We start from the raw sequence: 23,735 nt of genomic DNA, 5'->3' as shown, positions 1-23,735 counted from the left end.
GCCGGCAGATTTACAGTCTGCTCCCTTTGGCCACTCGGGAACCCCTCCAGGGTGTTTTTCCTAACTCATAATGGATAGGCTAAAGAGATGTTTTTCCCAACGCATCTCTCAAGTGCGGAGCGCATCATAGCAAACACGTTAAACCTGTAAAGGGTTTTTCTTATGGTTTTGTGTTAAATGCTTTCTTTTTGGGCAAAGATGGCGAAAAGTACGCATATTGCTCGTGAAGTGAACATCTGTATTAAGGTTTACGTATTGATTAGTAACACCTTGAGGTAATTAACTTTCTGTATTGTGTTAGGTTTGTTTAGTTATTGAAGAAAGGTAAACAGAATTTAATTTAGATTTACACTTCTTGACGTTATAACATTCATCAGTTGATAGAATACGGTTAATTTCATTTATAGATAATAATACCAATCGTAGTAAATCAAGGTGTCATCCTAGCTTGCTAAAATGCTCGAGAACAGCGTCAGATATTTTGATTGTAGAATAACTACTTATCGAAACTATCTGTTGAAAAGAGCTGCCTTGTTCTCAAGCCTTTTTCCTGCGCTATTTCTGACCACTTGCTCACTGTGTATTGGTATAACCTTACTTGCAGACCATTATTATGAAGCGTAAATCTGTTTTACCCCTCTTTATCTTTTCGATTGTTACGGCGTCTCCAACCACACTAGCAAAACTGATGGGCCCAAGCGCTGTCACTGTTGTTACTGAACAGGTCGATGTCCATCAAGTCAGTCAGTCTCTTTCTTTGGTCGGTAAGTTAGAAGCCGAGCAATCTGTGATCATTACTTCTGAAGTAGCGGGCAGGGTTGACTCTATCAATATTAAAGCTAATCAAGATGTCACTAAAGGGCAAATGTTGGTCCAATTAGATGACGACAAAGCCAAAGCCGCGGTTGCAGAGGCGCAAGCGTACCTAAAAGATGAAAAGCGTAAGCTAGCGGAATTTCAACGACTAGTGAAACGTAACGCGATTACGCAAACTGAAATTGACGCGCAGAAAACCAATGTTGAGATTGCGAATGCTCGCTTAGCTGCCGCAAATGCCAATCTGAAAGATCTTCATATCAGTGCTCCCTTCTCTGGTACCGTCGGCTTTATCGACTTTAGCCGCGGTAAAATGGTGACATCCGGTACTGAACTTGTGACCTTAGATGATCTATCTGTCATGCAGCTAGATCTCCAAATTCCTGAGCGTTACCTTTCTAAATTGTCTAAAGGCATGACAGTAACGGCTCGCACCAGTGCATGGGGTGATACTCAGTTCACTGGCACAGTGGTTGGCATTGATTCACGTATCAACGCTGAAACCTTGAATTTACGAGTTCGAATCCACTTTGATAACAACAATGATTACTTGAAACCGGGTATGTTAGTGGCAGCTAATATGGACTTCCCACCAGTTGAAGCTCCGATTATCCCGGTTCAAGCATTGGAATACTCTGGTACGAAACGTTTTGTTTACGTGATTGGCGAAGATAACAAGGCAACTCGAACAGAAGTGTTCTTGGGCGCGCGTATTGATAACGAAGTCGTGATTGATAAAGGTATCGAGATTGGTCAGAAGATTGTGGTGCAAGGCATCGTGAATATGCGCGATGGCGTGTTGGTTCAAGAACTCGCCGTTAATCGCTCAGCTAATCTTGATGGTAATGCAGCAACACAAGAAGGCGCTAACTAATGTTGTTATCTGATGTTTCAGTCAAGAGACCAGTAGCAGCTATCGTACTGAGCTTGCTTTTGGTTGTGTTTGGTCTTGTATCGTTTAGCAAGCTCGCAGTTCGTGAGATGCCAGATATTGAAAGCCCGGTAGTATCGATTAGTACTCGATATGAAGGGGCATCAGCCACCATCATTGAGAGCCAGATTACTTCTAATCTTGAAGACCAGCTCTCCGGCATTAGCGGTATCGATGAAATTGAGTCGACTACCCGAAACGGCTCGTCACGAATCACGATCACCTTTGAGTTGGGTTATGATCTAAATACCGGTGTGAGTGATGTGCGTGATGCAGTCGCTCGAGCACAGCGATCGTTACCTGATGAAGCCGACGATCCAATTGTCTATAAGAACAATGGTAGTGGTGAAGCGTCGGTTTACATCAACCTCAGCTCAACCGAGATGGACCGAACGCAGTTAACCGATTACACCGAGCGTGTGTTGATTGATCGCTTTAGTTTGATCTCTGGTGTGAGTTCAGTGGATATTTCTGGCGGCTTGTACAAAGTAATGTACGTGAAGCTGAAACCTGCTGAGATGGCGGGACGTGGCGTAACTGCTTCTGATATTACATCGGCGTTAAACAGTGAGAACATTGAAAGCCCTGGTGGTGAAGTGCGTAACGATGCAATTGTGATGTCGGTTCGTACTGCTCGTTCGTATACCCAAGCAAAAGATTTTGAATACTTAGTAGTAAAACGAGCTTCAGATAACACACCTATCTACTTGAAAGACGTGGCTGATGTTTACATTGGCGCAGAAAATGAAAACTCAACCTTTAAAAGTGACGGCGTGGTTAACGTCAGTATGGGCATTGTACCTCAGTCAGATGCGAACCCACTTGAGGTTGCTGACTTAGTCCATAAAGAAGTCGAAGCAATTCAAAAATTCTTGCCTGATGGTACTCGTCTTGCTGTCGATTATGACTCAACGGTGTTTATCGACCGTTCGATTTCAGAGGTTTACAGCACGCTCTTTATCACAGGGGGCTTGGTTATCCTTGTGCTTTACATCTTTATTGGCCAAGCACGTGCAACCCTGATCCCTGCGGTAACTGTTCCTGTTTCTTTGATCTCGTCGTTTATTGCGGCGTACTACTTCGGCTTCTCTATAAACCTGATTACCTTGATGGCACTGATCCTGTCTATCGGCCTGGTGGTAGATGACGCGATCGTGGTAGTAGAGAACATTTTCCACCACATTGAACGCGGCGAATCGCCACTGCTTGCCGCTTATAAAGGGACGCGTGAAGTAGGCTTTGCGGTAATCGCGACCACGCTAGTTCTGGTCATGGTGTTCCTACCGATCTCGTTTATGGATGGCATGGTAGGCCTTCTGTTTACTGAGTTCTCGGTATTGTTGGCGATGTCGGTGATCTTCTCATCTGTGGTGGCATTAACGCTAACGCCAGTTCTTGGCAGTAAGATTCTAAAAGCAAATGTAAAACCAAACCGCTTCAATCGATTTGTAGAACGTGTGTTTGGCAAGCTAGAAGCTGGATACAAAGCGGTATTGCGCCGCGCGCTAAACTGGCGTTGGGCTGCTCCAATCATCATCATCGCTTGCATGGGCGGCAGTTATGGCTTAATGCAACAAGTGCCTTCACAACTAACTCCACAAGAAGACCGTGGCGTTATCTTTGCGTTTGTTCGTGGTGCTGATGCAACCAGTTACAACCGTATGTCTGCCAACATGGACATTGTTGAAGAGCGCTTAATGCCGTTGCTTGGTCAAGGTTTCTTGAAATCATTCAGCATTCAATCACCAGCGTTTGGGGGAAATGCGGGTGACCAAACAGGTTTCGTTATCATGATCCTAGAAGATTGGGACGAGCGAAATGTGACGGCGCAAGAAGCATTGAACGAAGTTCGAAAATCTTTGAATGGTATTCCTGATGTGCGTGTATTCCCGTTCATGCCAGGTTTCCAAGGCGGCTCTAGTGAGCCAGTACAGTTTGTGTTGGGCGGCTCTGATTACTCGGAATTACAAAAGTGGGGCGAAATACTAAAGCAAGCGGCTGAAGACTCTCCAATGATGGAAGGTGCGGATATCGATTACTCTGAAAAAACACCAGAGTTATTGGTTACGGTAGACAAACAGCGTGCAGCAGAGTTGGGTGTGAGCGTCTTAGACATTTCAGATACATTAGAAATCATGCTTGGTGGTAAGAGTGAAACAACGTTTGTTGAACGCGGTGAAGAGTATGATGTTTACCTACGTGGTGATGAGAATAGTTTTAACAATGCGAATGACTTGAGTCAAATTTACATGCGAACTCAGTCTGGCGAGCTAGTAACGCTTGATACGCTGACGCACATTGAAGAAGTGGCGTCATCGATTCGTTTGTCGCACTACAACAAGCAGAAGTCAGTAACCATCAAAGCGAACCTCATGGAAGGTTACACGCTGGGCGATGCTCTGGGTTTCCTTGATCAACAAGCGATTGAGCAGCTACCGGGTGACATATCAGTGAGCTACTCGGGCGAATCAAAAGACTTCAAAGAGAACCAGTCAAGTATCTTAATTGTGTTTGCATTAGCTATGTTAGTGGCGTATTTGGTATTGGCCGCGCAGTTTGAGAGCTTCATTAACCCACTGGTGGTGATGTTCACCGTACCTATGGGTATCTTTGGTGGCTTCTTAGGTTTGGTGCTGATGGACCAAGGGCTCAACGTGTACAGCCAGATTGGTATGATTATGTTGATCGGTATGGTGACTAAGAACGGTATTTTGATCGTGGAGTTTGCTAACCAACTACGTGACCTTGGTATTGAGTTTGAAAAGGCGATCATCGATGCTTCAGCGCGACGTTTGCGCCCAATCTTAATGACGGCGTTTACGACGCTAGCAGGTGCGATTCCATTGATTATCTCGACAGGTGCTGGCTATGAAAGCCGAGTCGCTGTGGGTACAGTTATTTTCTTTGGTATGGGCTTTGCGACCTTAGTTACTCTGTTCGTTATCCCTGCGATGTATCGCCTGATTTCTGGCTCAACACGTTCTCCGGGTCACGTGGAAGCGGAGCTTAATAAAGAGCTGAGCCATGACAACGTTGGAAGAACCTCTCACGGCTAATAAACACGCACGGTTAATGAACATGGAATAGTGTAACAATATTGAAAAGCCTGCGTTTGCTCCTAGCGAATTGCAGGCTTTTATAGTATGGACACTTTATTTCTTTTTTGCCTGGCTAGCTTCAAATGCTTTTAATTGCTCTGGAGTCGCTTTTGGTTGGTGGTTACTCTTCCATTCGTCATATGTCATCCCATAGACACGTTCTCGAGCGTCGTCCAAGTTCAGGTCAGCGCCTATAGATTCAGCTTCAGCAGCATACCATTTGCTAAAACAATTTCGGCAGAAACCCGCTAAAATCATTAAGTCTATATTAGCGACCTCTTTATTAGAGTCTAAATGCGCCAATAGTCGACGAAATGCTGCAGCATCCAGCTTATCTTGTTCTTCTTGGGTTAGTTGTTTATATTTAAATTGCGCCACAATCTCTTCCTTTTATGAGTTTTATTGTCTATGAGTATTGAGTCTACATTGCTAGGTTATTGATGCAAAGACTCGACTCATCAACTCTGGTAACGATATTTGCCTCTGTTTTACTGATGATTCAATTGTGTTGAGGTTTTATCATAATGTTGAGAGCTTGTGTTTACTGGTATGGTGGCGATGCAAAAGGGTAGGCTTCCACCAAGCTAATTTACGCCTTAGTTACTTCAAAACCATTTGTTCGATTCCTTAATATGGGAAAAAGCTATTAATGTCAGAGTCCAATAGTAGTTGGAGCTGATTCAAGCCATCTCTCAATCGAGCCTCATTCCCAATAGACATCAAAGATAATCTGACATGTGGCGTACTTTCATTATTTGCGCAGAAGTAACTACCGCTAGTAACTATTACACCTCGGTTTTTGGCTTCCATAGCAAATCGATCTGGCTGCCAATGAGCAGGTAGTGGTAACCAAATATGATATCCAGACGCCGTGAACTCTATAGAAGTAAAAATCTCCCTCACCATCTTCTGCCTTTCATTCGCAACTTCTCTTTGTTGATCCGCTAACCGAAAAGCATCACCGGATTCAATCAACAAAGTCGCTGCAATAAAATTAATTGGAGACGCAAGCCAAATGTTAGTTCTAATATTAGCATTAAGAGCTGTTATCTGACTTTCAGGGGCTTTTAGGTAACCACAACGCATAGCAGGGCTGATAGCTTTAGATAGTGCTGAAATGTGGAACGTATAATCTGGAGCAAAATTAGCTATTGGAGGTATTGGTTCATCATCTAAAAAGCAATAAATATCATCTTCAACTAACCAAACTCTCTTATCGTTAATAACTTGTGCTATTTCCTTTTTTCGGGATTCAGGCATTGAGAGCCCTGTTGGGTTCTGATGGCTAGGAACAGTTATCACCATGGCGGCTTGGTGTGCATCAATTTCACTCGCCAAAGCTTTTGGACATAAACCATATTCATCAAGATCGACACCAATTACATGACGGTCTGACATGTTTACAATGGCCAGGATGCCTGGATAGGTAAGTCGTTCGACTAGAATAGTATCCCCAGGCTTTGTTAAAGCATCAATGAGTAAAGACAAAGCGTGTTGAGCACCATTCGTCAGCAACATATTCTCGCTGTTTGCTCCCTCTAAGCCGTATTTTTCCGCCCATTTAACACCAGCCGCTCTATGATCGTCATGCCCTGAATGCTCAACATATCCAACAACGTCAGAGGTCAGTAAATCCGCTGATTGCCGGTAGGCATTTTTCAACGCAGGTACATTTCTTTCTAGACAAGGTTGAAGTATAGAGAAGTTATAGTTCTTTTCTTTATCGGGAGCTTGGATGGCTTTATCAAGTTCTGAGTTAGCTCGAACGAACGTACCGCGTCCAATAAATGACTCCAAGCATCCTTTGTCATTAAGCAACTTATAAGCTTTTGCAACGGTTGCGGGCGTAGTGCCTAGCTCCCTTGCAAGTAATCGATGAGTGGGTAGTTTTGAGCTTGGTGGGAACTCACCTGTTTCAATTTTCTGCTCTATAACTTCTGCGATATGAATGAATTTACTATTGCTCACAAGGTGCCTCCTCGGACAATCCTGATTTTTACTCGATTATAACATATGTCTTTTTAGTTTTTACTCTTTTAAATAAAAACAAAACCTTACATTGACATAGTTCAATTTAAGAAATAATCTATATGTAAACAACATTGATATAAATCAATATAAACAATAACAACATCAGATTAGGCTTAAGAAATGCTAAAAGAAAAGGTAGGGACACTTAAAAAACAAAGTGTTCAAGAAGTACATGTATCATATGAAGCTGCTAATAAGCTGAAAAGTGCTTTCAGTAACTTGCGGTTTAGAGAGGATCATGAGTGGCTTAACGCAAGAGAGTGGCTTGGAAACGTCGTAAAACACAGCTTAAATGATGAAGTAATCAATACTATTCAAAGTTTTAAGTCAGATGGTGAGCGATGTGCCTTAATTATCCGCGGATTACCTGTTGATGGCAATTTATGTGCGACACCCTATAATGGCTATGTACCACCATCAAAAATACCTTTAGCTAGCGCCATACATATTGGCATATATCAATCTATCCGGATTGAACCTGTGTCATATCAAAATGAAAATAAAGGCTTCTTGTTTAGGCATGTGGTACCTGCTCTTGGTGCTTTAAATGAAAAATCATCTCACGGTTCTACCTTTACCTTTAGTCACCATGTTGATAACCCAGATCTACCGTTAGCGTGTGAGATCGTAAGAGAACGAAGCGGTTGCCCTGAGTTTCTATCACTTATGGCATTGCGTTCTGATCTCAAGGTTCGATCAAATTTTATTCTATTGGATGATTTGATTGGTCAACTAAGTCACGGTGTCGTCAATGAACTATGCCAACCTCACTTCCGAATTGACCGCCCTGATTCATTCACTCAATCTCGTTCGAGTCATCTTCCTATTTTGGTAATGGGCGAAGACGGCGTGATGTTATGTCGCTATGACAAGGAAAATACCACTCCTCTTACCGAGAGCGCTGCGGCGGCATTAGTTATGCTAGAAGCGCAGCTACAAAACGAGTCATTAAAACAACACGTGGTATATCAACCAGGTGACTTACTGATAATTAAGAACCAACGGCTTCTACATAGCCGTGAAGGTTTTAAATCCAGATCGGATGGTTCAGACCGCTGGCTAGCTCGCCTGTTTGGGATGAGTACATTAGAGCGTATCGTTCCAGCCTTCCCAGAATTTCAACATATTGGAAAAGATTAAGGAAAATAAAATGAAATCAAACAACGTCGCTTTTATTGGTTTAGGTGTAATGGGTTTTCCAATGGCGGGTCATCTTGCAAAAGCAGGGTACAAGACCAAAGTGTTTAATCGTACAGAAAGCAAAGCAAAATTATGGGCGCAAGAATTTTCTAGTGAATACCAGCCAACTCCAGGGTTAGCTGCGACTAACTGTGACATTGTGTTTTTATGCGTAGGGAATGATGACGACGTAAGAAGTGTTGTATATGGAGAAGACGGTGTACTCGCAAGTATGGTTACAGGCTCTGTTTTGGTTGACCACACGACAACATCTGCAGAGCTTGCAGAGGAATTGGCTAGAGCATGTATGGAAAAGAATATTTCGTTTATCGATGCTCCAGTATCAGGTGGTCAGGCAGGAGCTGAAAATGCAGCTCTGACAATTATGTGTGGTGGTGAACAAACTGTTTTTGATCGCGTAGAGCCCGTGATGAAAAGCTATGCTAAGCAATCGACTTTAATGGGTAAAAATGGCCAGGGACAGCGCAGTAAGATGGTTAATCAAATCTGTATTGCAGGTGTATTAAAAGGGCTAAGCGAAGGTCTCCTTCTGGCAAAAAAAGCAGATCTCAATATTAACCAATTAGTTGATGTATTAAAGCATGGTGCCGCAGGTTCGTGGCAAATGGAGAATAGAGCCGTGACTATGTCGCAAGATAAGTTCGATTTTGGTTTTGCTATTGACTGGATGCACAAAGATCTCAGCATTTGCCTAAATGAAGCTAATAAGATGGGTGTTACGCTTCCGTTAACAGAAAAAATAGACAGTGAATATCAATCTCTACAGCAGCAAGGTTTTGGTCGTATGGATACTTCTGTGCTTTTCAAAATCTACGAGCGATAACTTCGACAGGAATTTTCAGTATGGAACTCTTCGGTAACGACATTACACTTTTAATACTAATAGCATTAATGGTATCGGCCTTTGCGGCCGGGTTCATTGACTCCGTAGCTGGCGGTGGAGGGTTAATCTTAGTGCCATCTTTTATCCTTGCAGGATTGCCACCTCAATTAGCTCTGGGGCAAGAAAAAATTGTCAGCACATTAGGCACTATCGCAGCTATTCGAAACTTTGTTCGAAATAAGAAAGTAATTTGGACCGCAGCGGCAACTGGTATCCCAGCCGGCCTCATAGGTGCGTATGCGGGTGCACAAGCGATCCTTTACTTTGACCCTGATACAATCGGAAAAATCATTCTTTTTATGCTTCCGTTCGGAATTATTTTATCTTTCATTCCTAAGAAGAATCGTAATGAAGAAAATTCAGATCCAATCAACAAAAAAGTAATTTTATTTGGCGTTCCAGCCGCTGTATTTATCATTGGTTTCTATGACGGATTTTTCGGTCCAGGTACAGGTAGTTTTTTAATTCTAGCTTTACATTACTTACTTAGATTCGATTTAGTTTCGGCATCAGCGACTTCAAAGCTGTTTAACTTTTCTTCCAACATCGGCGCATTATTCGCATTTATGATTGCAGGTAATGTCTTATATTTGCTGGCAATACCTTTAGCAGCAATGAATTTACTTGGTAACCATGTCGGGAGTTCATCGGCCATGAAGTATGGTGCCAAACTGATTCAACGGACCATATCAGTCTCACTCAGTCTACTGATGATTTCGCTAGGTTATAAATTCCTGCTCTAAAAACTAGCCACAAAAGTCTACACAATGAAACTAATGCCGTTCACTTAAGAGTGAACGGCATCACCATTAAGGGCTCTTTTTTATTTTGTAACAGGTACGTACTATCGCCCTTAAACGATCTCGCCCGTTTGCGAGAAAGCTTCTAGCTTCGCTGTATAAGGTTGCAGGTCACCGATATTCAGGTTTACCCATTCGCCATTGAAGTAAGTATCTAGGTAGCGCTCACCGCTGTCACATAGCAAAGTTACAATAGAACCTTTTTCGCCACGCGCTTTCATTTCACTGGCTAGCTGAAGCACACCGTACATGTTTGTACCCGTTGATGCGCCAACCTTGCGGCCAAGAATGTTAGACAACCAATGTGTGGTTGCGATGCTTGCTGCGTCTGGAATTTTGCGCATTTCGTCAACCACACCAGGAATGAAGCTTGGTTCTGCACGTGGGCGACCAATACCTTCTATCTTGCTGAATGTACTGCCTTTTACGTCCGCGTTGCCTGTTTGGAAGTATTCGTGGAATACCGAATTTTCAGGGTCAACAACACAAAGTTTAGTTTCATGTTGTTGGTAGCGAATAAAACGGCCAATAGTCGCTGAAGTTCCGCCTGTTCCTGGGCTCATTACCACCCAAGTTGGAACTGGGTGATCTTCCATCTGCATTTGATTGAAAATCGAGTTCGCGATGTTGTTGTTACCACGCCAGTCAGTTGCACGTTCAGCGTAAGTAAATTGGTCCATGTAGTGACCATTGAGTTCTTCAGCTAAACGATGAGACTCAGCATAGATTTGATCAGACCGATCGACAAGATGCGCTTGACCGCCGTAGAATTCAATCTGCTCTATTTTCCTCTTTGCTGTGCATTTTGGCATTACCGCAATAAACGGCAGGCCAAGTAGTCGAGCAAAGTACGCTTCAGACACTGCTGTACTGCCTGACGAAGATTCAATGATCGTTGTTTCTGGGCCAACCCAACCATTACAGATAGCATATAAGAATAGAGATCGCGCTAAACGATGCTTCAATGATCCCGTTGGGTGTGTACTTTCATCTTTGAGATAAATATCAATGCCTTCGATACTTGGTAAATCGAGTTTGATAAGGTGCGTATCCGCTGAACGTTGATAGTCAGCTTCAATTTTTCGAATTGCATTGTTAATCCATTGATGGTCAGTACACATAGGCGTTCTCTTGATTTTTTGTAGGAATTTTTAGGGTTGATATGGTTCTAATTTAGCGATAATCCCGGAGAAAAACTTTGCCATATTTGCTTTGTTTTGTTTAAATCGTAGAAAATTTTTCTCTTAAGTTAAGTTTGGTAGAAATATGATTGATGCCGTAGACAAAAAGATATTAGGATTACTGCAAGAAGACAGTACGCTGTCATTGAACGATATTTCTGAAGCGGTCAACCTCACCACAACGCCTTGTTGGAAAAGGCTTAAGCGCCTCGAAGAGAACGGCATCATTGAGAAAAGAGTCGCGCTGCTAAACCCGGAAAAACTGGATCTTTCCTTTACCGCGTTCGTATTAGTGAAAACCAGTGATCATTCTCATGAGTGGTATGGTCGTTTTGTGAATACTGTATCTGAATTTCCAGAAGTGATGGAGTTCTATCGCATGGCTGGCGAATATGATTATATGATGAAGGTGCAGGTTAAAGACATGAAGTGCTTTGATGACTTCTACAAACGATTGGTTAACAGTATTGATGGAATTTCCAATGTGACCTCGACGTTTGCGATGGAGCCATTAAAGTACACAACAGCACTGCCGCTGTAATGCATCTTAGAACAACTTTGTTTAGCTGACCTTATTCGCGACATTATGAGTCATACATAGTTTCGGCTAAATAGTTTCTGGTTAGATATAATTTAAGCTTAGACATCGCTTTGACGAGATAAAGAAAAGGATTTTCCATGTTTACAAAAGTATCTACCGCTATCCAACTGGTGTTAGCTGTCGCCATTTTTTACTTGGGTTACACCATCTATTCGTTTACTAATAAAGTCGGTGAAATTGTGGATACTTACCCTAAAGTCATCGAAGATTTATCAGTATTGACTAAGGGCCTGAAAGTCGAAGAGTGGTTAGCGTTTGCTGAGCATATCGATGAACTTGCCCCGCACGTGTTAGCTACTGTTGAAGATGTAAGAAGAACCGCCGAGAAAGTGAATCAGACTGTTTCATCGGTCGACAGTAAAATCCCGTCCATTTTGGATGAAGTGAAAAACGTTCGAACGGAAGTGAAGCAGATAAGAATGGATGTGATTCCGTCAACATTGACTGAGTTGAAACGATACCGAGTAGACGTAATGCCACCTATGCTGGCTGAAAGTAAGTCTTACCGCGAACAAACGATTCCGGTGGTGATTGCTGAATCTGAAATGCTGAGAGCCGAAGTGCCGGGTATTTTAGATCAAGCCAACTTGCTAGCCGATAAGAGTAAAGCATTGGCTCAAGGTGCAGCAGAAGGAGCGGTGAAAGGCGTAGTGCTATCGCCATTTAATTTACTGCGAGACGCTGGAGACGGCATAAAAACGCGAGTACAAAGCGAATTCGAACCTACGTTAGAGGTTGAGTAGGGGTTACGAACTCTATGTAATGACTTATCGCTAGAATTAAAAAGAGAGGCTAGGTATTAAACTTGGCCTCTCTTTTATTGTGGCTTTTAAAACAACGTTTGATCGCTATTTAGTAAAGCGCATCACACCTTCTTGAACGGCTGTCGCTACGAGCTCACCTTTCTGATTAAAGATTTCGCCGCGAACTAAGCCACGAGTGTTCGCCGCCGTCGGGCTTTCAATCGCATAAAGAAGCCATTCATCCATCTTAAATGGGCGGTGGAACCAAATTGAATGGTCAATCGTCGCGACTTGGAAGTTCGGCGTCATGATAGAAACTTCATGAGGGTGAAGCGCTGTCACCAAGAATCCCCAATCAGATGCGTAAGCAAGCAAGTATTGGTGAATCAATTGGTTGTTTGGCACTGCGCCATTTGCTCTTACCCAAAGGTACTGTTTCGCATCTGTCTTCTTAGGGTTGAGTGGATTCACGACCGTTACAGGGCGCATCTCAATCGGTTTTTCGCCACAAAAGGTTTTGCGTAGCTTCTTTGGTAGAAATTCAGCAATGTGGCTCGCTAACTCGGTTTCCGATGCATAGTTCTCTGGCCCAGGAATATCAGGCATTGAAATCTGGTGCTCAAAGCCTGGAGCATCACCGTGATAAGAAGCCGTGAGATAAAAAATAGGGCGGCCATTTTGAATCGCTTTCACACGGCGCGTGCTGAAGCTTCGCCCATCTCTTAGGTTCTCAACATCGTAGATAATTGGCTTTTCAGGATCGCCGGGGAATAGAAAATAGCTGTGGAACGAGTGAACGCTACGGTCGTCTTGAACGGTATAGCGAGCAGCGGAAAGTGCTTGTCCCAGTACCTGACCACCGTAAACCTGAGGCAGACCGAGGTTCTCACTTTGCCCACGGAATAAACCTTCTTCCAGTTTCTCTAGCTGAAGTAAACTTAGTAATTCTTGTAAAGGTTGACTCATCGCCAGCATTCCTCTTCGTAAAATGAGTGTCAGATTATGATGCTAATCATTTAGCTTAGTCAGATATCTGTCAATAAATCATAGGGTTTCAAGACAGAATATAAAAGCTCTCTTATAATCGGTGTGTAGATTTGCCGAATCCGGTAAACATGTTGAGAGAAATTGAATATGAAAAAGGCTCTAATTCTTATTACATCTTTAGTATCGTTTGGTCTACTTGTTGGCTGCCAAGCAACATCAGAAACCAACACTTCTCAGGGAGTGGTTGCAGACAACGCTCAAGTAATTTCAGGAACAGTAAGTTATCGCGAAAGAATTGCATTGCCTGAGAATGCAGTGGTGACCGTAACGCTAGAAGATATTTCACTGGCTGACGCGCCATCAACGGTTATCGCAACTCAAGAATTCACCACTGACGGTAAGCAAGTACCGTTCGCATTCGAACTGAGCTACGATAACAACAAAATTCAACCTAACCACCGTTACAACATGCGCGCAACGATTCATGTTGACGGCAAACTGCGTTTCACAACTGATACGATTAAGTCAGTGATTACAGACGTTGAAAACACGCAACAAGCAGACCTACGCTTGGTTGGTGTTCGTTAATTAGTCGTGGATACCACTTTTAAGGCATCTTAATTAGCTTAACTTAGCCTGTTGAATCGGCGATTGATGGCAGCTCTAGGGCTGCCATTTGTATATTCTGAGTTTGACTTTTCCTGCGTCACTTACTTCAATCCCTTCTTCAACCAGATGTTTCTTCTGACGATAAAACGAATCACCCTTCAAAGAGATCTCTCCGTTACTGTTGATCACCCGATACCAAGGCAGTTTGCTTCCTTCTGGTAAGTTCCCCAGCGCTTTTCCTACATGCCGCGCATAGCCCGGAAAACCTGAAAAACGTGCTATGTCTCCATAAGTTGTTACTCTTCCATATGGAATTTGGTGAATCACAGCAAAGATTTGGCTCAAAAATTGGTCCATACTAAATGTTCCTAGTTCATTAATACCACGGATCGGTAGAAGGAGAGAGCTATGGTGTTTTCGACATTTCAGTTTCTAATTACAACATTATTAGCGGTTATTTGCGCGAGAGCAATCAGTTTAAGTGACGGTGACATCCCAGTGCTTGCGATGGTTATTCCTGCGTTATGGATTTTACCGCAAGGAGGGATTGCAGGATTAGCTTTGCTTATTTCCATGACTACTTACGGTTTAACCCTTCCTTTACAGCCAATCACACTTTCTGTCAGCGCATGGGTTCTATTCCCACTACTTATGGTGGTCTTTTCAAGAAGAAGTAGTTTGTCTGTCGTGATTATTTCTGGCCTGATAGTGACTACTTTGCAGGTCGGAATTATGGTCACGCAATCAGCTGGCAAGCTTGAAGGCGTTCCGTGGGTTACCATACTTCAAACCTTATCAATCATTGTGATTTGGTGGGCGGCAAATCATCTTAAGCCAGCCAGCCGACACAGCTGGTGGTCATTAGGCTTAATACTGCCATTATGGATAGCCGATTTACCTTATGCGGCCTTGGTTGCCTTATGTGTTACCGGCATTATGGCTTCAATGGAAACTCTAATGCGCTTGAAAACCTTTCGTTGGAATAAGTTATTGTGTTGGACATTACCAACAGTAGGGTTTGCTGTGTTGGTGGTCACCCCAAGTATTGAGGTGCCAAGCCCTGTTTTTGTGGTTTGGCTATGCTTGCTGACTACCGCATGGATGACAGATTACATCATTAGGACAGAAGATAACGAAGACATCGATATCTAGCCCTATAGAAACCATTGCTCCTAAATGTAGGTAAATGGTGAATTTACCTGCGATTTTTTAATGGTTTGGATAAAGGATAAGCACTTAAGCAGCAATTGTTAAAAAATAAGGTGTAAGGGCTTGCAATGGTTGCTGTGATGCTGAATAATCCAATCACTCTTTGAGGCAAACCTCTTAGAAATCGAATCTATGGGGGCCTGGTCCTCCCGCAACAATAACTCGTGAACTCGGTCAGGCCTGGAAGGGAGCAGCCGCAGCGAGTGACTTGTGTGCCGGGATGTGGCTGGGTTCCCACCCTTTAAAAAAAGCCGCTCTTAACGAGCGGCTTTTTGCTATCTTTAGCTTCTACAACAGCATCTATTCAAAGTTAATCAAGAAGTGTAAACAACCATTTTTGCATCATTTGACTGTCATCCTGCTAATCGTAAATACTGTATGTAAAATATTTACTCGCGATTTTTTGATGTTGACCATTGTCGATAAGCTTTTGTATGCCACTATCAATAAGATCTTTTAGTTCGTTATCTTGCTTTCTGACTGCTACACCAATACCACGACCAAACCATTTCTCTTCTGTGAATTTAGGGCCTGTAAAGTGGTAGTCCTTGCCTTGTTCTGTTTCAAGGAAACCAGCATTTAGTCCTATTGAACCACCAAACACAGTATCGAGACGACCATTCAACAAGTCTGTAAATGCTTCATCGAAGGTACCGTAGCGGCGAATATCTATATCCGGGTATATTTCAGAAAGGTACTTATCTCCGATTGTTGCACGCTGAACTCCGATAGTTAGGTCATTCAAGCTGTCGTCACTCATATTGATCTCTCGATCTTTCTTCATCACGAAACGAGTTGGGACTTTGGCGTATGGAATGGTGAAGTTAACTTTTTTTTCACGCTCTTCGGTAATCGTCATGGCTGCAATTATCGCATCGTTCTTACGACTCAATAGTGAAGGGATAATACCGTCCCAATCTGTTTTGGAGATGATGCACTTTACCCCTAATTCGATACAAAGCGCGTTGGCTAAATCGACCTCAAATCCCTCTAGTTTTCCGTCCTGTGTTGTCCAACTGAACGGTGGGTAGGCTCCCTCAACAGTAAAGCGAATTTGCTGCCAATCTTTGGCGTATGTGAGTGCAGAGAACACACTGACGAATGCAACGAATATCCATTTCATTTTTATTTCCTTATAGTAATAATAGCTGTAGATAGTTAACTACTTGTTAATATTTATCAATGCGGATGCACATCGATGTGAACTAAGACATAAATGTATAAACGATGGGTCTGATTGACTCTCTGATTTTCCAATTTTTCACCAACCACTTATATCAAGTTCTCTCCCAATCAGAAATCGTTATCGAGCACTCAAAGCCCACTATAAAAATTGTGTTAATGATCAAATGCGCAATTTTGTACAAAAGCTGAAAGAGCCTATAGAGTAGACTGATAAGTCGCTCGATAATTAACAGGCTTGGGAATTGTTATGGAGAACAAGAAACGTTCTAAAGAAAAGGCCGAATATAAGATCACAGAAGAACTCGGTGGCCTTGAAATCCTGAATGCTGAATATGAAAAGCAGAACTTCTCACGCCATAGCCACGAGGGGTACACGCTTGGTGTTATTGAGCAGGGCGCTCAACGTTTCTATCGAACGGGCGGGCATCATATCGCACCTCGAGATGCCATTATTCTAGTGAACGCCGATGAAGTGCATAGCGGTCACTCTGCTACTGAAGGTGGTTGGGCGTATCGCGCAATGTATCCACTTCCTGAGCAACTCGCCAAGATTACCCAAGAGCTTAACCTACCGAATTACGGCGCGCCTTATTTCCCAAGAGCGGTGGTTGAAGACCCTGAACTCGCTAACCAATTAAGGCTAGTGTTCAATGCGATTGATGAATCGGATAATCGTTTGTTACGTGAAACATTGATGTACGGGATGTTGGTTAAGTTGATTAGTCGACATGGGAAATCTAGCCTTAAGCCTCAATTGGATGGAAAAACTCAGCGTCAGCTTGTTCTGGTTAAAGAGTTTTTAGATGACTTTCCTCAAGCCGATGTCTCCTTAGAAGAACTCTCTAAACTGGCAGCTTTAAGCCCGTTTCATTTAGTGCGCTCTTTCCAAAAAGAGTTTGGTCTTCCGCCACATGCGTATCAGATTCAGTCTCGGTTGAGGCTATCTCGGAAGTTGTTGAAGCAAGGACATTCGATTTCAGATACCGCTCAAGAATGTGGTTTTCACGATCAAAGCCACTTTCATCGACACTTTAAAAAAGCCAATGGCTACACGCCGGGGCAATACATCAAAATGCTCTAAATCGACTCGTTAATTCGGTTGTTAAATTGAGCAAGTTTATGCAATCGAATCCATTCAGGTGTTTTTACATTGAATAGCCAATGTGAAGAGAGAAAAGAATAATATGGATAGTCAAAAAATGGATAGGCGCACTCAATTATGGAAGGGCGTTTTAGCCGGAATGCCTCTAAGTATCGCAGTGATCCCGTGGGGAGTTCTTGCGGGATCATACGCAATAGATGCTGGACTGAATCAACTACAAGCACAAGCGATGTCGGCGATTTTGTTCGCAGGCTCGGCGCAATTGGTCGCTGCGGGTATGTTTAAAGCGGGCATTGGCCTTGGCACTATGCTGCTGACCACTTTGTTTATCACCTCAAGGCACTTTTTATACAGTGTATCGATGCGCGACAAAATCAGTCACCTTCCGGCTCGTTGGCGTTTGCTACTCGGCTTTTGGCTCACCGACGAACTGTTTGCGATATGCAGTGGACAGTCTCAACAAGAGTTTAATCGTTGGTACGCTGCGGGTGTCGGTGGTGTTTTTTACCTTATTTGGAATATCGCAAGCTTCGTTGGCATAGTCGCAGGAAGCCAAATCCCGTCGCTCAATGAAATTGGTCTCGACTTTGCGGTAGCCGCGACTTTTATTGCGTTGGTTTTTCCATTAATCAGAACATTGCCTGTTGTCGTGTGTGTGGTGGTTTCATTGGTTACTTCGGTTGCTATGGCGGTGAATAACGTTGAAGGCGGTCTAATGATTGCGGCGATTGCTGGCATGCTAGCTGGCTTTTCCAGTGAGTCGTTTCAAGAGCGAAACAATGGCAATAAGCCAATTGTGGAGGGTAAATAGAGATGATTTGGTTAACGATATTACTCATGACGGCGATTGTGTTCTTTAGTCGGTATCTGTTTCTTGAGCCTGCAATCCCGCTTCGATTAAATCAAACCACGCGTCGCCTGTTACGCTATTCAAGCCCCGCGGTGCTGACTGCGATTTGGGGGCCGATTGTGTTTGCACCGGAGCAGACATTTTGGCCAAGCCTTGAGAATCCTTATTTGATAGGCGCTCTTGTGACTGGCGTGTTGATATGGAAAACAGGCAATGTGCTACTAACGATCGGCGTCAGCATGGCGGTGTTTTTGTTCTACAATCTCGTCGCAGTTGATTTCCTTTTTAACTGATTGACCTTGCAACGTATGGCGTGGTGACTTCTAATGTCTTTATTCACTATTTGTGTATTTAGGTTTTGGTAAGGAGTTAATTTGGCTAAGAAATATTATGTGGTTTGGAAAGGTCGCACACCGGGTATTTTTACCACTTGGAACGAGTGTAAAACTCAGGTCGATGGTTTTGCAGGCGCGAGATATAAATCGTTTCCAACATTAGGCGAAGCAGAGTCTGCTTTCGGCGGTAAAGCATCTTCTGCGTCTAGTTCTACTTCAACATCTGGATCTTCATCGACCAAGCCAAGTGCTGCGGGTAAGCCTAAGAAAGTGAAAGTCTCGCCTCTTTCTGAGCAGCAAATTACGGATATGCCTTTTGACATCAAGATCTTTACCGATGGGGCTTGTGAGCCAAACCCTGGTGAAGCGGGTACAGGCTTAGCGGTCTACTTGAAGAATGAGCTAACCGAGTTGTGGTATGGCTTGTATCAACCAATGGGCACTAATAATACCGCGGAACTGCAAGGTTTGAAGCAAGCACTCATCCTTGCAAAAGAAAAGCGGCAAGCGGGTTTGTCGGTTGCGATTTATTGCGACTCGAAATACTCGATAGACTGCATTACTAAGTGGGCATCAGGTTGGGAGAAAAAGGGTTGGACCAAGTCGGGTGGTGAGATCAAAAACCTCGATATCATCAAGCCTGCTTATGCACTTTACCAAGAACTCGCATCTCAAATTACCATCCACCATGTTAACGGTCACGTGGGTATTGAAGGCAATGAACTGGCCGACCGCATGTCTATTGTGGCGATTTCTTCTAAAGAGCAAAACTTGAGTCGATATTCAGAAACTGACGATCTAACCGAAATCTTAGCTCTGCGAGCTGGTTAAGAAGGGTCGATAATTAAAACATAACTAACCAAGCGCTACAGTTTTCTTCAATGTAACGCTTGGTTTTTTGTTCCCATCTATTTATTAAGGCTATTCACCAATCTAATAAGCTGGATTCTCTATTCAGTGAGATAACGCTTGTGTTTGCTTAAATGAGTTGAAGCGTTGCTCGACTCTTGTTCTTGCGTTCATCCCATTTCGTTTCTGAGGTCTATCACCTGGATACTTGTCATCTTTTCAAAATGGTAATCAATTTGACATTGTGAGTTTATTTACTATTTGTCTTCTTCGTCATTTTGCGAATCGGTACTTAGATGGCTGATATTATTGTGATTTATTCACTGGAATTGTACGGCACAGAACATGCAACGTTAGTGGTATAACATGTAAATATGAGAGCGTCATCATGGTTAAAGTGAGTGTCATTATCCCGACCTATAATTGTTTAAGCTATCTTCCGAAAGCCATCGGCAGCGTGCTCAAACAGACATATCACGACGTTGAGTTGATCATTATCGATGATAATAGCAATGATGGAACGTCAACGTATCTCGCGTCGATAGATGATGAACGCATTATTACTATACCCACTTTGGGTGTTGGTGCGCCTCAAGCGAGAAATCTTGGTATAGAAAAAGCTTCGGGAGAATACATCGCTTTCTTAGATGCGGACGACTTCTGGTTTCCAGAGAAAATTGAGCGCCAACTCGAATTTCATCAACGCTTCCCCGATCTAGCGATGAGTTTTACTAACTACGAACACCTTACTGAAGATTACCAAGTGATTGTTGACTGTTTTAGTTATTGGTCACAATTTCAAGATCAAGACGAGTTGTTCATCAATATCGAGAACCCTCTCGAGTTCATCATCGAAAACAACGTGATTGGGACCTCGACCGTTATGGTCAAGGCTGAGGTGTTTTCTCAAACCGACAGTTTTAATGCAGACATCAAATATGGTGAAGATTGGGAATTGTGGCTCCGAATGAGTGAAAATCATCAGGTTGGTGTGTTGAACTCAGTGCAGGTTGGCTACTTGATGAGAGCGAGTTCCGTCACTCAAACTGAAAGTCTTAAGCTGAGAAACCTGCAGTCTATAGAATCTATTCTTCAGCGTTACCAAAATGATAGTGAGCGTTGGAATCTACCCACTTCAAGCTTCAAAATCGCAAAAGCGAGAATATTAGAAGGCTACGCTGACTATTATCGAGGTTTACAACAGAACAGACAGGCCGTTGCCTACAGTTTCCGTTCTTTGGTCATGTCACCTCAAAAACGCACATTGCGACACCTAATTGGAGACTGTAAGAGTTTCCTAACGCCAGCTTGGTAAGGGATAGGTAACGACTATGGGTTCGTTAAAGCAGTCTGCTTATTACGCCATCGGCATATTAATGATGAAAGGGATATCACTCGTAATGATTCCCTATATCACCCATAAGATGACGTTGGCAGAATACGGTTCATTAGAAGCTATAGTCTTGTTGGCTGACATCGGAACGATACTTTTTAGCTTCGGCATTGTTGAGGCCATGTATCGATATGTTGGCGTTGCTGAGGGCGAAGAAAAGAAAAAGTTTATCTCAAACTGTTTCACATTGAGTGTCTTAGTGTGCGTGCTTGGGGGCGCTTTGATTGCCCTCAGTATGCCGTTGTTAATCTTAATGCTGCCCGTTGAGTTCCAGCCGTACCAAATCCTACTCCTGCTTATCCCTACCATGCTCGATGGTGCGATTTCTATCCCGCTGACCTTAATGCGAATGAACGCAATGGCGAAACGTTTTTGCATGCTCAATGTACTGAAGGCAAGTGTGCAAGCCATCATGACTTTTGCATTGCTTGAGTCCGGGTATGGGATTGATGGTGTGTTGATCTCTGCTGCCGTATCTAGCGTGTTGTTGATGGTTTGCTTAGTACGTTATCAATGGCAAGAAATGGGCACATTTGGCAGCCTCAAGTACTCATCTAAGATTCTAAAATTTGGATTGCCTACGTTAGTTGGTGGTGCTTCGATGTATATGATCACAGGGCTAGACCGCTGGGTCATGGCGAGCTTTGTTGGCGTTGAAGAGTTAGCAATCTATGCGGTCAGTGGCAAGTTTGCGTTGCTTCTTGGTTTGCTACTGCAGCCTTACGCCCTGTGGTGGTTTCCAAATCGGGTGGCCATGCTGCAACAACCTGACGGCAAGAAAGAGTGTGCGGACAGAGCGCTGGTCGGCGTGAACCTGGCCATTGTGTTGGGGTGTTTGATGATTCTAACCGTGCCGGGTTTTATATCTCTAATTTTACCAAGCAGTTACCACTATGCGGGGACCATTGTTGTCGCGCTGCTTACCATTAGCGTTATCAAAAATGCAGGTGACTATTTGAATCTAGGTTGTTTTAGCGGTGACTCAAGTCAATCTCAGATGTGGATTCAAGGTGGATGTGCGATCTTGGCGGCCATTGGCTATTTTACAGTGACGCCCATTCATGGAGTGTGGGGGGTTGTCGCCGTTCTTTGTGCAACTTATTCCGTGCGACTCATGCTTTTGTATTTTGTCAGTCAAACGATGGAACCATTACCTTATGAACATAGCAAGTGTGTCGTCGCAGTCAGTATTGCATTAGTGGCGATAGTGAGCGATCAACTTCTGGGATTGGTGTTGGTTGATGTCCATGATTTTATTCTTGGAACTGTTGTTGGTCTAATCACGCTGGTGGCCTTTATCAAATACTCGGTCATCGTTATTCCTCAAACTTTGCTTGATAAATTGACGCTCGGCAAGTGTTCGCATGTCAGCTAAAAGCATGTCACTCGGGCTATTCAGTGTTTCGTTAAGCGAGTAAAAGTCTAAACAGCCACAATAAAACACCGTGTATAATCTTTTGGATTAGAACGTATTTATAGGTTAGCTATGGAAAGAGGTATGAATAAGTGAATGTTAATCCTTTCTCATTTTCGTGAAGTTCTAGTAAAGCAATTAATAGTCGTGAAAAGCTGGACCCTAATATAAGTCACGAATATATTAGTCGCGCGTAACAACCCTGAGGCTTCAAAGTACAACCATTGATTAAGAGTAAAGCTACTAACTTGGTTGGCTTCACCAGTTGAAGGGGGTTGTAGTCAAATCTATTAAGGTCTATCTATGAATATTACTTGTGCAGAAAAACAAGAATTGGCTGATATTTACCAGCTTGAACATGCTTTGTTTGGCGAGCATGCTTATCCATTGGTTTTCTTTCGTCAGGCATTTGATTGCTGGGGAAAGGGCTTGTTGGTAGCGAAACAAGAGTTACAGGTTGCAGGTTATGTATTAATGACACCAACGAACAAATCACAAGAGTACTGGATTCTGTCATTGGCCGTTGAGAGTCACTATCGAGGAATGGGAGTAGGTCGTTCATTGATGGAGCAGGCGATAGATGGAGCGGACCAAGGCTCCAAGGTAATGCTCACCGTGGATCCTAATAACGAATCGGCCTGTGCACTCTATGCATCGATGGGATTCTCTACTATTAAACAAGAAGAAAACTACTTTGGTGATGATGAGCCAAGGTTGGTGATGCAGCTCATCATCTAGATTAAAGGCTCACAGATCTAGGTCAACATCACGATACCGTGCATTAACACGACGCTAGAGAAGAGCCGCGATCCCATGTCAACGCAGCTATCGGGCCCTTGGCCTTTGAATTGTCGCCATGTAGTCGGCCTTCATAACTGCTGCTCTATTGCATTTTTGAGGGTACTACTGGTTGGCGATGTAGAACTCGGGAAGGTTGCTATCACTTTGCCTTCTTTGCTGACCAAGAACTTGTAGAAATTCCATTTCGGTTTGATACCGGCTTGTTGTTGGATTTCGGCAAAGACTGGATTTGCGTCAGGCCCAGAGAGTGAAGCGCGCGCCATCATCGGAAAGGTGACGCCATAATCTAGGTAGCAGATTTTAGCGGATTTCTCTTCGCTTCCTCTATCTTGGCGAAAATCATTACTTGGAAAGCCGATAACCGTGAAGCCTTGGTCTTTATAGGTTTGATGGAGCTGCTCGAGTTGTTCAAACTGTGGCGTGAATCCACATTGGCTCGCGGTATTAACCACCAAAAGAGTCTTGCCTTGAAACTCATCACACAGGGCAATTTCCTCGGTTGAGTTCAACAAGCGTTGTTTGCCTTTGAGTATCTCAGGGCAGCTTGCTGAAAAAGCGAATGAACTTGTTAGGCTCGCGATTAGGGCGGTGGAGCACAGCAGTGAATGTTTCATAAGTCTGACTCAATTTTAGTTGGCGTAACTGTTATTACTGTTCAACGACTTAAAATGATCACTTTAAAGACCAGAATCGCTTCAGTATCAACCGTCGCTTAAG

The 23,735-nt window shown here is 43.3% G+C and carries 23 protein-coding genes, 1 other RNA gene and 1 pseudogene; 17 read left to right on the top strand and 8 right to left on the bottom strand.

The window, feature by feature from the left end; translation table 11 throughout:
- Positions 1–613: 613 nt before the first annotated feature.
- Both ACED48_RS11255 and vexH read left to right on the top strand, forming a co-directional pair.
- Positions 614–1,690 (top strand): efflux RND transporter periplasmic adaptor subunit, encoded by a 1,077-nt coding sequence (locus tag ACED48_RS11255; RefSeq protein WP_017056960.1) that lies wholly within the window; start codon positions 614–616, stop codon positions 1,688–1,690.
- A complete protein-coding gene (vexH, locus tag ACED48_RS11250; RefSeq protein WP_017056961.1) occupies positions 1,690–4,803 on the top strand; it encodes a vibriobactin export RND transporter permease subunit VexH in 3,114 nt (1,037 codons plus the stop codon). Before ACED48_RS11255 ends, vexH begins: the two co-directional genes overlap by 1 nt.
- Before the next feature lie 96 nt (positions 4,804–4,899).
- Here vexH and ACED48_RS11245 read toward each other — a convergent pair whose 3' ends face one another.
- Together ACED48_RS11245 and ACED48_RS11240 are read right to left on the bottom strand one after the other, a co-directional pair.
- Positions 4,900–5,223 carry a DUF1244 domain-containing protein gene (locus ACED48_RS11245; RefSeq protein ID WP_017056962.1) on the bottom strand — a complete coding sequence of 108 codons (324 nt, stop codon included), beginning with the start codon at positions 5,221–5,223 and terminating at the stop codon, positions 4,900–4,902.
- A 249-nt stretch (positions 5,224–5,472) separates the two neighbouring features.
- Positions 5,473–6,813, bottom strand: coding sequence for a PLP-dependent aminotransferase family protein (locus ACED48_RS11240; RefSeq protein ID WP_017056963.1), 1,341 nt, complete (start codon positions 6,811–6,813; stop codon positions 5,473–5,475).
- A 183-nt stretch (positions 6,814–6,996) separates the two neighbouring features.
- On the opposite strand from ACED48_RS11240, the gene ACED48_RS11235 reads away from it, so the two are divergent.
- The 3 genes from ACED48_RS11235 to ACED48_RS11225 are packed head-to-tail and all read left to right on the top strand — an operon-like array spanning position 6,997 to position 9,702.
- A complete protein-coding gene (locus ACED48_RS11235; RefSeq protein WP_017056964.1) occupies positions 6,997–8,016 on the top strand; it encodes a TauD/TfdA family dioxygenase in 1,020 nt (339 codons plus the stop codon).
- A gap of 10 nt (positions 8,017–8,026) precedes the next feature.
- The gene (locus tag ACED48_RS11230) at positions 8,027–8,899 is read left to right on the top strand and encodes an NAD(P)-dependent oxidoreductase (RefSeq protein WP_017056965.1); all 873 of its coding nucleotides are present in this window, start codon (positions 8,027–8,029) and stop codon (positions 8,897–8,899) included.
- 20 nt (positions 8,900–8,919) lie between these two features.
- Positions 8,920–9,702 carry a TSUP family transporter gene (locus ACED48_RS11225; protein WP_017056966.1) on the top strand — a complete coding sequence of 261 codons (783 nt, stop codon included), beginning with the start codon at positions 8,920–8,922 and terminating at the stop codon, positions 9,700–9,702.
- Positions 9,703–9,812: 110 nt separating this feature from the next.
- Here ACED48_RS11225 and ACED48_RS11220 read toward each other — a convergent pair whose 3' ends face one another.
- Positions 9,813–10,880: a PLP-dependent cysteine synthase family protein gene (locus tag ACED48_RS11220; protein ID WP_017056967.1), complete on the bottom strand. Its 1,068-nt coding sequence runs from the start codon at positions 10,878–10,880 to the stop codon at positions 9,813–9,815.
- Positions 10,881–11,025: 145 nt separating this feature from the next.
- Between ACED48_RS11220 and ACED48_RS11215 the strand changes: the two genes are divergently transcribed.
- Complete coding sequence (locus tag ACED48_RS11215) at positions 11,026–11,481, top strand: Lrp/AsnC family transcriptional regulator (RefSeq protein ID WP_017056968.1); 456 nt, start codon at positions 11,026–11,028, stop codon at positions 11,479–11,481.
- 137 nt (positions 11,482–11,618) lie between these two features.
- Positions 11,619–12,284 carry a hypothetical protein gene (locus ACED48_RS11210; protein ID WP_017056969.1) on the top strand — a complete coding sequence of 222 codons (666 nt, stop codon included), beginning with the start codon at positions 11,619–11,621 and terminating at the stop codon, positions 12,282–12,284.
- Between the two features lie 105 nt (positions 12,285–12,389).
- Here the strand turns inward: ACED48_RS11210 and tesB are convergent, their stop codons facing one another.
- Positions 12,390–13,250: an acyl-CoA thioesterase II gene (gene tesB / locus ACED48_RS11205; protein ID WP_029627063.1), complete on the bottom strand. Its 861-nt coding sequence runs from the start codon at positions 13,248–13,250 to the stop codon at positions 12,390–12,392.
- Positions 13,251–13,418: 168 nt separating this feature from the next.
- Here tesB and ACED48_RS11200 point away from each other — a divergent pair, with 168 nt between their 5' ends.
- Positions 13,419–13,859 (top strand): YbaY family lipoprotein, encoded by a 441-nt coding sequence (locus ACED48_RS11200; protein ID WP_017056971.1) that lies wholly within the window; start codon positions 13,419–13,421, stop codon positions 13,857–13,859.
- 75 nt (positions 13,860–13,934) lie between these two features.
- On the opposite strand, the gene ACED48_RS11195 is transcribed toward ACED48_RS11200, so the two are convergent.
- Positions 13,935–14,237 (bottom strand): MGMT family protein, encoded by a 303-nt coding sequence (locus tag ACED48_RS11195; RefSeq protein ID WP_017056972.1) that lies wholly within the window; start codon positions 14,235–14,237, stop codon positions 13,935–13,937.
- A gap of 51 nt (positions 14,238–14,288) precedes the next feature.
- Between ACED48_RS11195 and ACED48_RS11190 the strand changes: the two genes are divergently transcribed.
- Together ACED48_RS11190 and ffs are read left to right on the top strand one after the other, a co-directional pair.
- On the top strand, positions 14,289–15,032 hold the full coding sequence (locus ACED48_RS11190; protein WP_017056973.1) for a hypothetical protein: 744 nt from the start codon (positions 14,289–14,291) through the stop codon (positions 15,030–15,032).
- Positions 15,033–15,227: 195 nt separating this feature from the next.
- An RNA gene (gene ffs / locus ACED48_RS11185) (signal recognition particle sRNA small type) lies at positions 15,228–15,324 on the top strand.
- Between the two features lie 126 nt (positions 15,325–15,450).
- Here ffs and ACED48_RS11180 read toward each other — a convergent pair.
- Entirely contained in the window at positions 15,451–16,212 is a 762-nt protein-coding gene (locus ACED48_RS11180) for a transporter substrate-binding domain-containing protein (protein WP_017056974.1), read from the bottom strand.
- 309 nt (positions 16,213–16,521) lie between these two features.
- On the opposite strand from ACED48_RS11180, the gene ACED48_RS11175 reads away from it, so the two are divergent.
- The 7 genes from ACED48_RS11175 to ACED48_RS11145 all read left to right on the top strand — a co-directional run bounded on the left by ACED48_RS11175 (position 16,522) and on the right by ACED48_RS11145 (position 22,955).
- Entirely contained in the window at positions 16,522–17,355 is an 834-nt protein-coding gene (locus tag ACED48_RS11175) for an AraC family transcriptional regulator (RefSeq protein ID WP_017056975.1), read from the top strand.
- Positions 17,356–17,458: 103 nt separating this feature from the next.
- The gene (locus tag ACED48_RS11170) at positions 17,459–18,187 is read left to right on the top strand and encodes an AzlC family ABC transporter permease (protein WP_017056976.1); all 729 of its coding nucleotides are present in this window, start codon (positions 17,459–17,461) and stop codon (positions 18,185–18,187) included.
- A 2-nt stretch (positions 18,188–18,189) separates the two neighbouring features.
- A complete protein-coding gene (locus ACED48_RS11165) occupies positions 18,190–18,519 on the top strand; it encodes an AzlD domain-containing protein (RefSeq protein ID WP_017056977.1) in 330 nt (109 codons plus the stop codon).
- An 81-nt stretch (positions 18,520–18,600) separates the two neighbouring features.
- Positions 18,601–19,392: a ribonuclease H family protein gene (locus ACED48_RS11160; protein ID WP_017056978.1), complete on the top strand. Its 792-nt coding sequence runs from the start codon at positions 18,601–18,603 to the stop codon at positions 19,390–19,392.
- 406 nt (positions 19,393–19,798) lie between these two features.
- Complete coding sequence (locus ACED48_RS11155; protein ID WP_017056979.1) at positions 19,799–20,725, top strand: glycosyltransferase family A protein; 927 nt, start codon at positions 19,799–19,801, stop codon at positions 20,723–20,725.
- Positions 20,726–20,741: 16 nt separating this feature from the next.
- Positions 20,742–22,178, top strand: a complete 1,437-nt coding sequence (locus ACED48_RS11150) for a lipopolysaccharide biosynthesis protein (RefSeq protein WP_017056980.1) — start codon at positions 20,742–20,744, stop codon at positions 22,176–22,178.
- A gap of 342 nt (positions 22,179–22,520) precedes the next feature.
- Positions 22,521–22,955, top strand: a complete 435-nt coding sequence (locus ACED48_RS11145) for an N-acetyltransferase (protein ID WP_017056981.1) — start codon at positions 22,521–22,523, stop codon at positions 22,953–22,955.
- 17 nt (positions 22,956–22,972) lie between these two features.
- On the opposite strand, the pseudogene ACED48_RS11140 reads toward ACED48_RS11145, so the two are convergent.
- Both ACED48_RS11140 and ACED48_RS11135 read right to left on the bottom strand, forming a co-directional pair.
- Positions 22,973–23,062: pseudogene (locus ACED48_RS11140) on the bottom strand (DUF3429 domain-containing protein); the annotation flags it as partial.
- Between the two features lie 24 nt (positions 23,063–23,086).
- Entirely contained in the window at positions 23,087–23,632 is a 546-nt protein-coding gene (locus tag ACED48_RS11135; protein WP_017056982.1) for a glutathione peroxidase, read from the bottom strand.
- Positions 23,633–23,735 lie beyond the last annotated feature (103 nt).

It is taken from the genome of Vibrio sp. 5S239 (genome assembly GCF_041439575.1).
In the GTDB taxonomy this organism is placed as follows: domain Bacteria; phylum Pseudomonadota; class Gammaproteobacteria; order Enterobacterales; family Vibrionaceae; genus Vibrio; species Vibrio kanaloae.
The sequence above is the reverse complement of the archived record's forward strand: the minus strand, read 5'-3'. Positions and strand labels throughout refer to the sequence as shown.

Bases quoted from the DNA above. Each gene is read 5' to 3' on its own strand.
- ACED48_RS11155 (WP_017056979.1), top strand. From the start codon at position 19,799: ATGGTTAAAGTGAGTGTCATTATCCCGACCTATAATTGTTTAAGCTAT.
- ACED48_RS11135 (WP_017056982.1), bottom strand. From the start codon at position 23,632: ATGAAACATTCACTGCTGTGCTCCACCGCCCTAATCGCGAGCCTAACA.
- ACED48_RS11190 (WP_017056973.1), top strand. From the start codon at position 14,289: ATGGTGTTTTCGACATTTCAGTTTCTAATTACAACATTATTAGCGGTT.
- ACED48_RS11220 (WP_017056967.1), bottom strand. From the start codon at position 10,880: ATGTGTACTGACCATCAATGGATTAACAATGCAATTCGAAAAATTGAA.
- ACED48_RS11210 (WP_017056969.1), top strand. From the start codon at position 11,619: ATGTTTACAAAAGTATCTACCGCTATCCAACTGGTGTTAGCTGTCGCC.
- ACED48_RS11180 (WP_017056974.1), bottom strand. From the start codon at position 16,212: ATGAAATGGATATTCGTTGCATTCGTCAGTGTGTTCTCTGCACTCACA.
- ACED48_RS11150 (WP_017056980.1), top strand. From the start codon at position 20,742: ATGGGTTCGTTAAAGCAGTCTGCTTATTACGCCATCGGCATATTAATG.
- ACED48_RS11195 (WP_017056972.1), bottom strand. From the start codon at position 14,237: ATGGACCAATTTTTGAGCCAAATCTTTGCTGTGATTCACCAAATTCCA.
- ACED48_RS11235 (WP_017056964.1), top strand. From the start codon at position 6,997: ATGCTAAAAGAAAAGGTAGGGACACTTAAAAAACAAAGTGTTCAAGAA.
- ACED48_RS11215 (WP_017056968.1), top strand. From the start codon at position 11,026: ATGATTGATGCCGTAGACAAAAAGATATTAGGATTACTGCAAGAAGAC.
- ACED48_RS11170 (WP_017056976.1), top strand. From the start codon at position 17,459: ATGGATAGTCAAAAAATGGATAGGCGCACTCAATTATGGAAGGGCGTT.
- ACED48_RS11175 (WP_017056975.1), top strand. From the start codon at position 16,522: ATGGAGAACAAGAAACGTTCTAAAGAAAAGGCCGAATATAAGATCACA.
- ACED48_RS11230 (WP_017056965.1), top strand. From the start codon at position 8,027: ATGAAATCAAACAACGTCGCTTTTATTGGTTTAGGTGTAATGGGTTTT.
- ACED48_RS11225 (WP_017056966.1), top strand. From the start codon at position 8,920: ATGGAACTCTTCGGTAACGACATTACACTTTTAATACTAATAGCATTA.
- ACED48_RS11165 (WP_017056977.1), top strand. From the start codon at position 18,190: ATGATTTGGTTAACGATATTACTCATGACGGCGATTGTGTTCTTTAGT.
- ACED48_RS11255 (WP_017056960.1), top strand. From the start codon at position 614: ATGAAGCGTAAATCTGTTTTACCCCTCTTTATCTTTTCGATTGTTACG.
- vexH (WP_017056961.1), top strand. From the start codon at position 1,690: ATGTTGTTATCTGATGTTTCAGTCAAGAGACCAGTAGCAGCTATCGTA.
- tesB (WP_029627063.1), bottom strand. From the start codon at position 13,250: ATGAGTCAACCTTTACAAGAATTACTAAGTTTACTTCAGCTAGAGAAA.
- ACED48_RS11200 (WP_017056971.1), top strand. From the start codon at position 13,419: ATGAAAAAGGCTCTAATTCTTATTACATCTTTAGTATCGTTTGGTCTA.
- ACED48_RS11145 (WP_017056981.1), top strand. From the start codon at position 22,521: ATGAATATTACTTGTGCAGAAAAACAAGAATTGGCTGATATTTACCAG.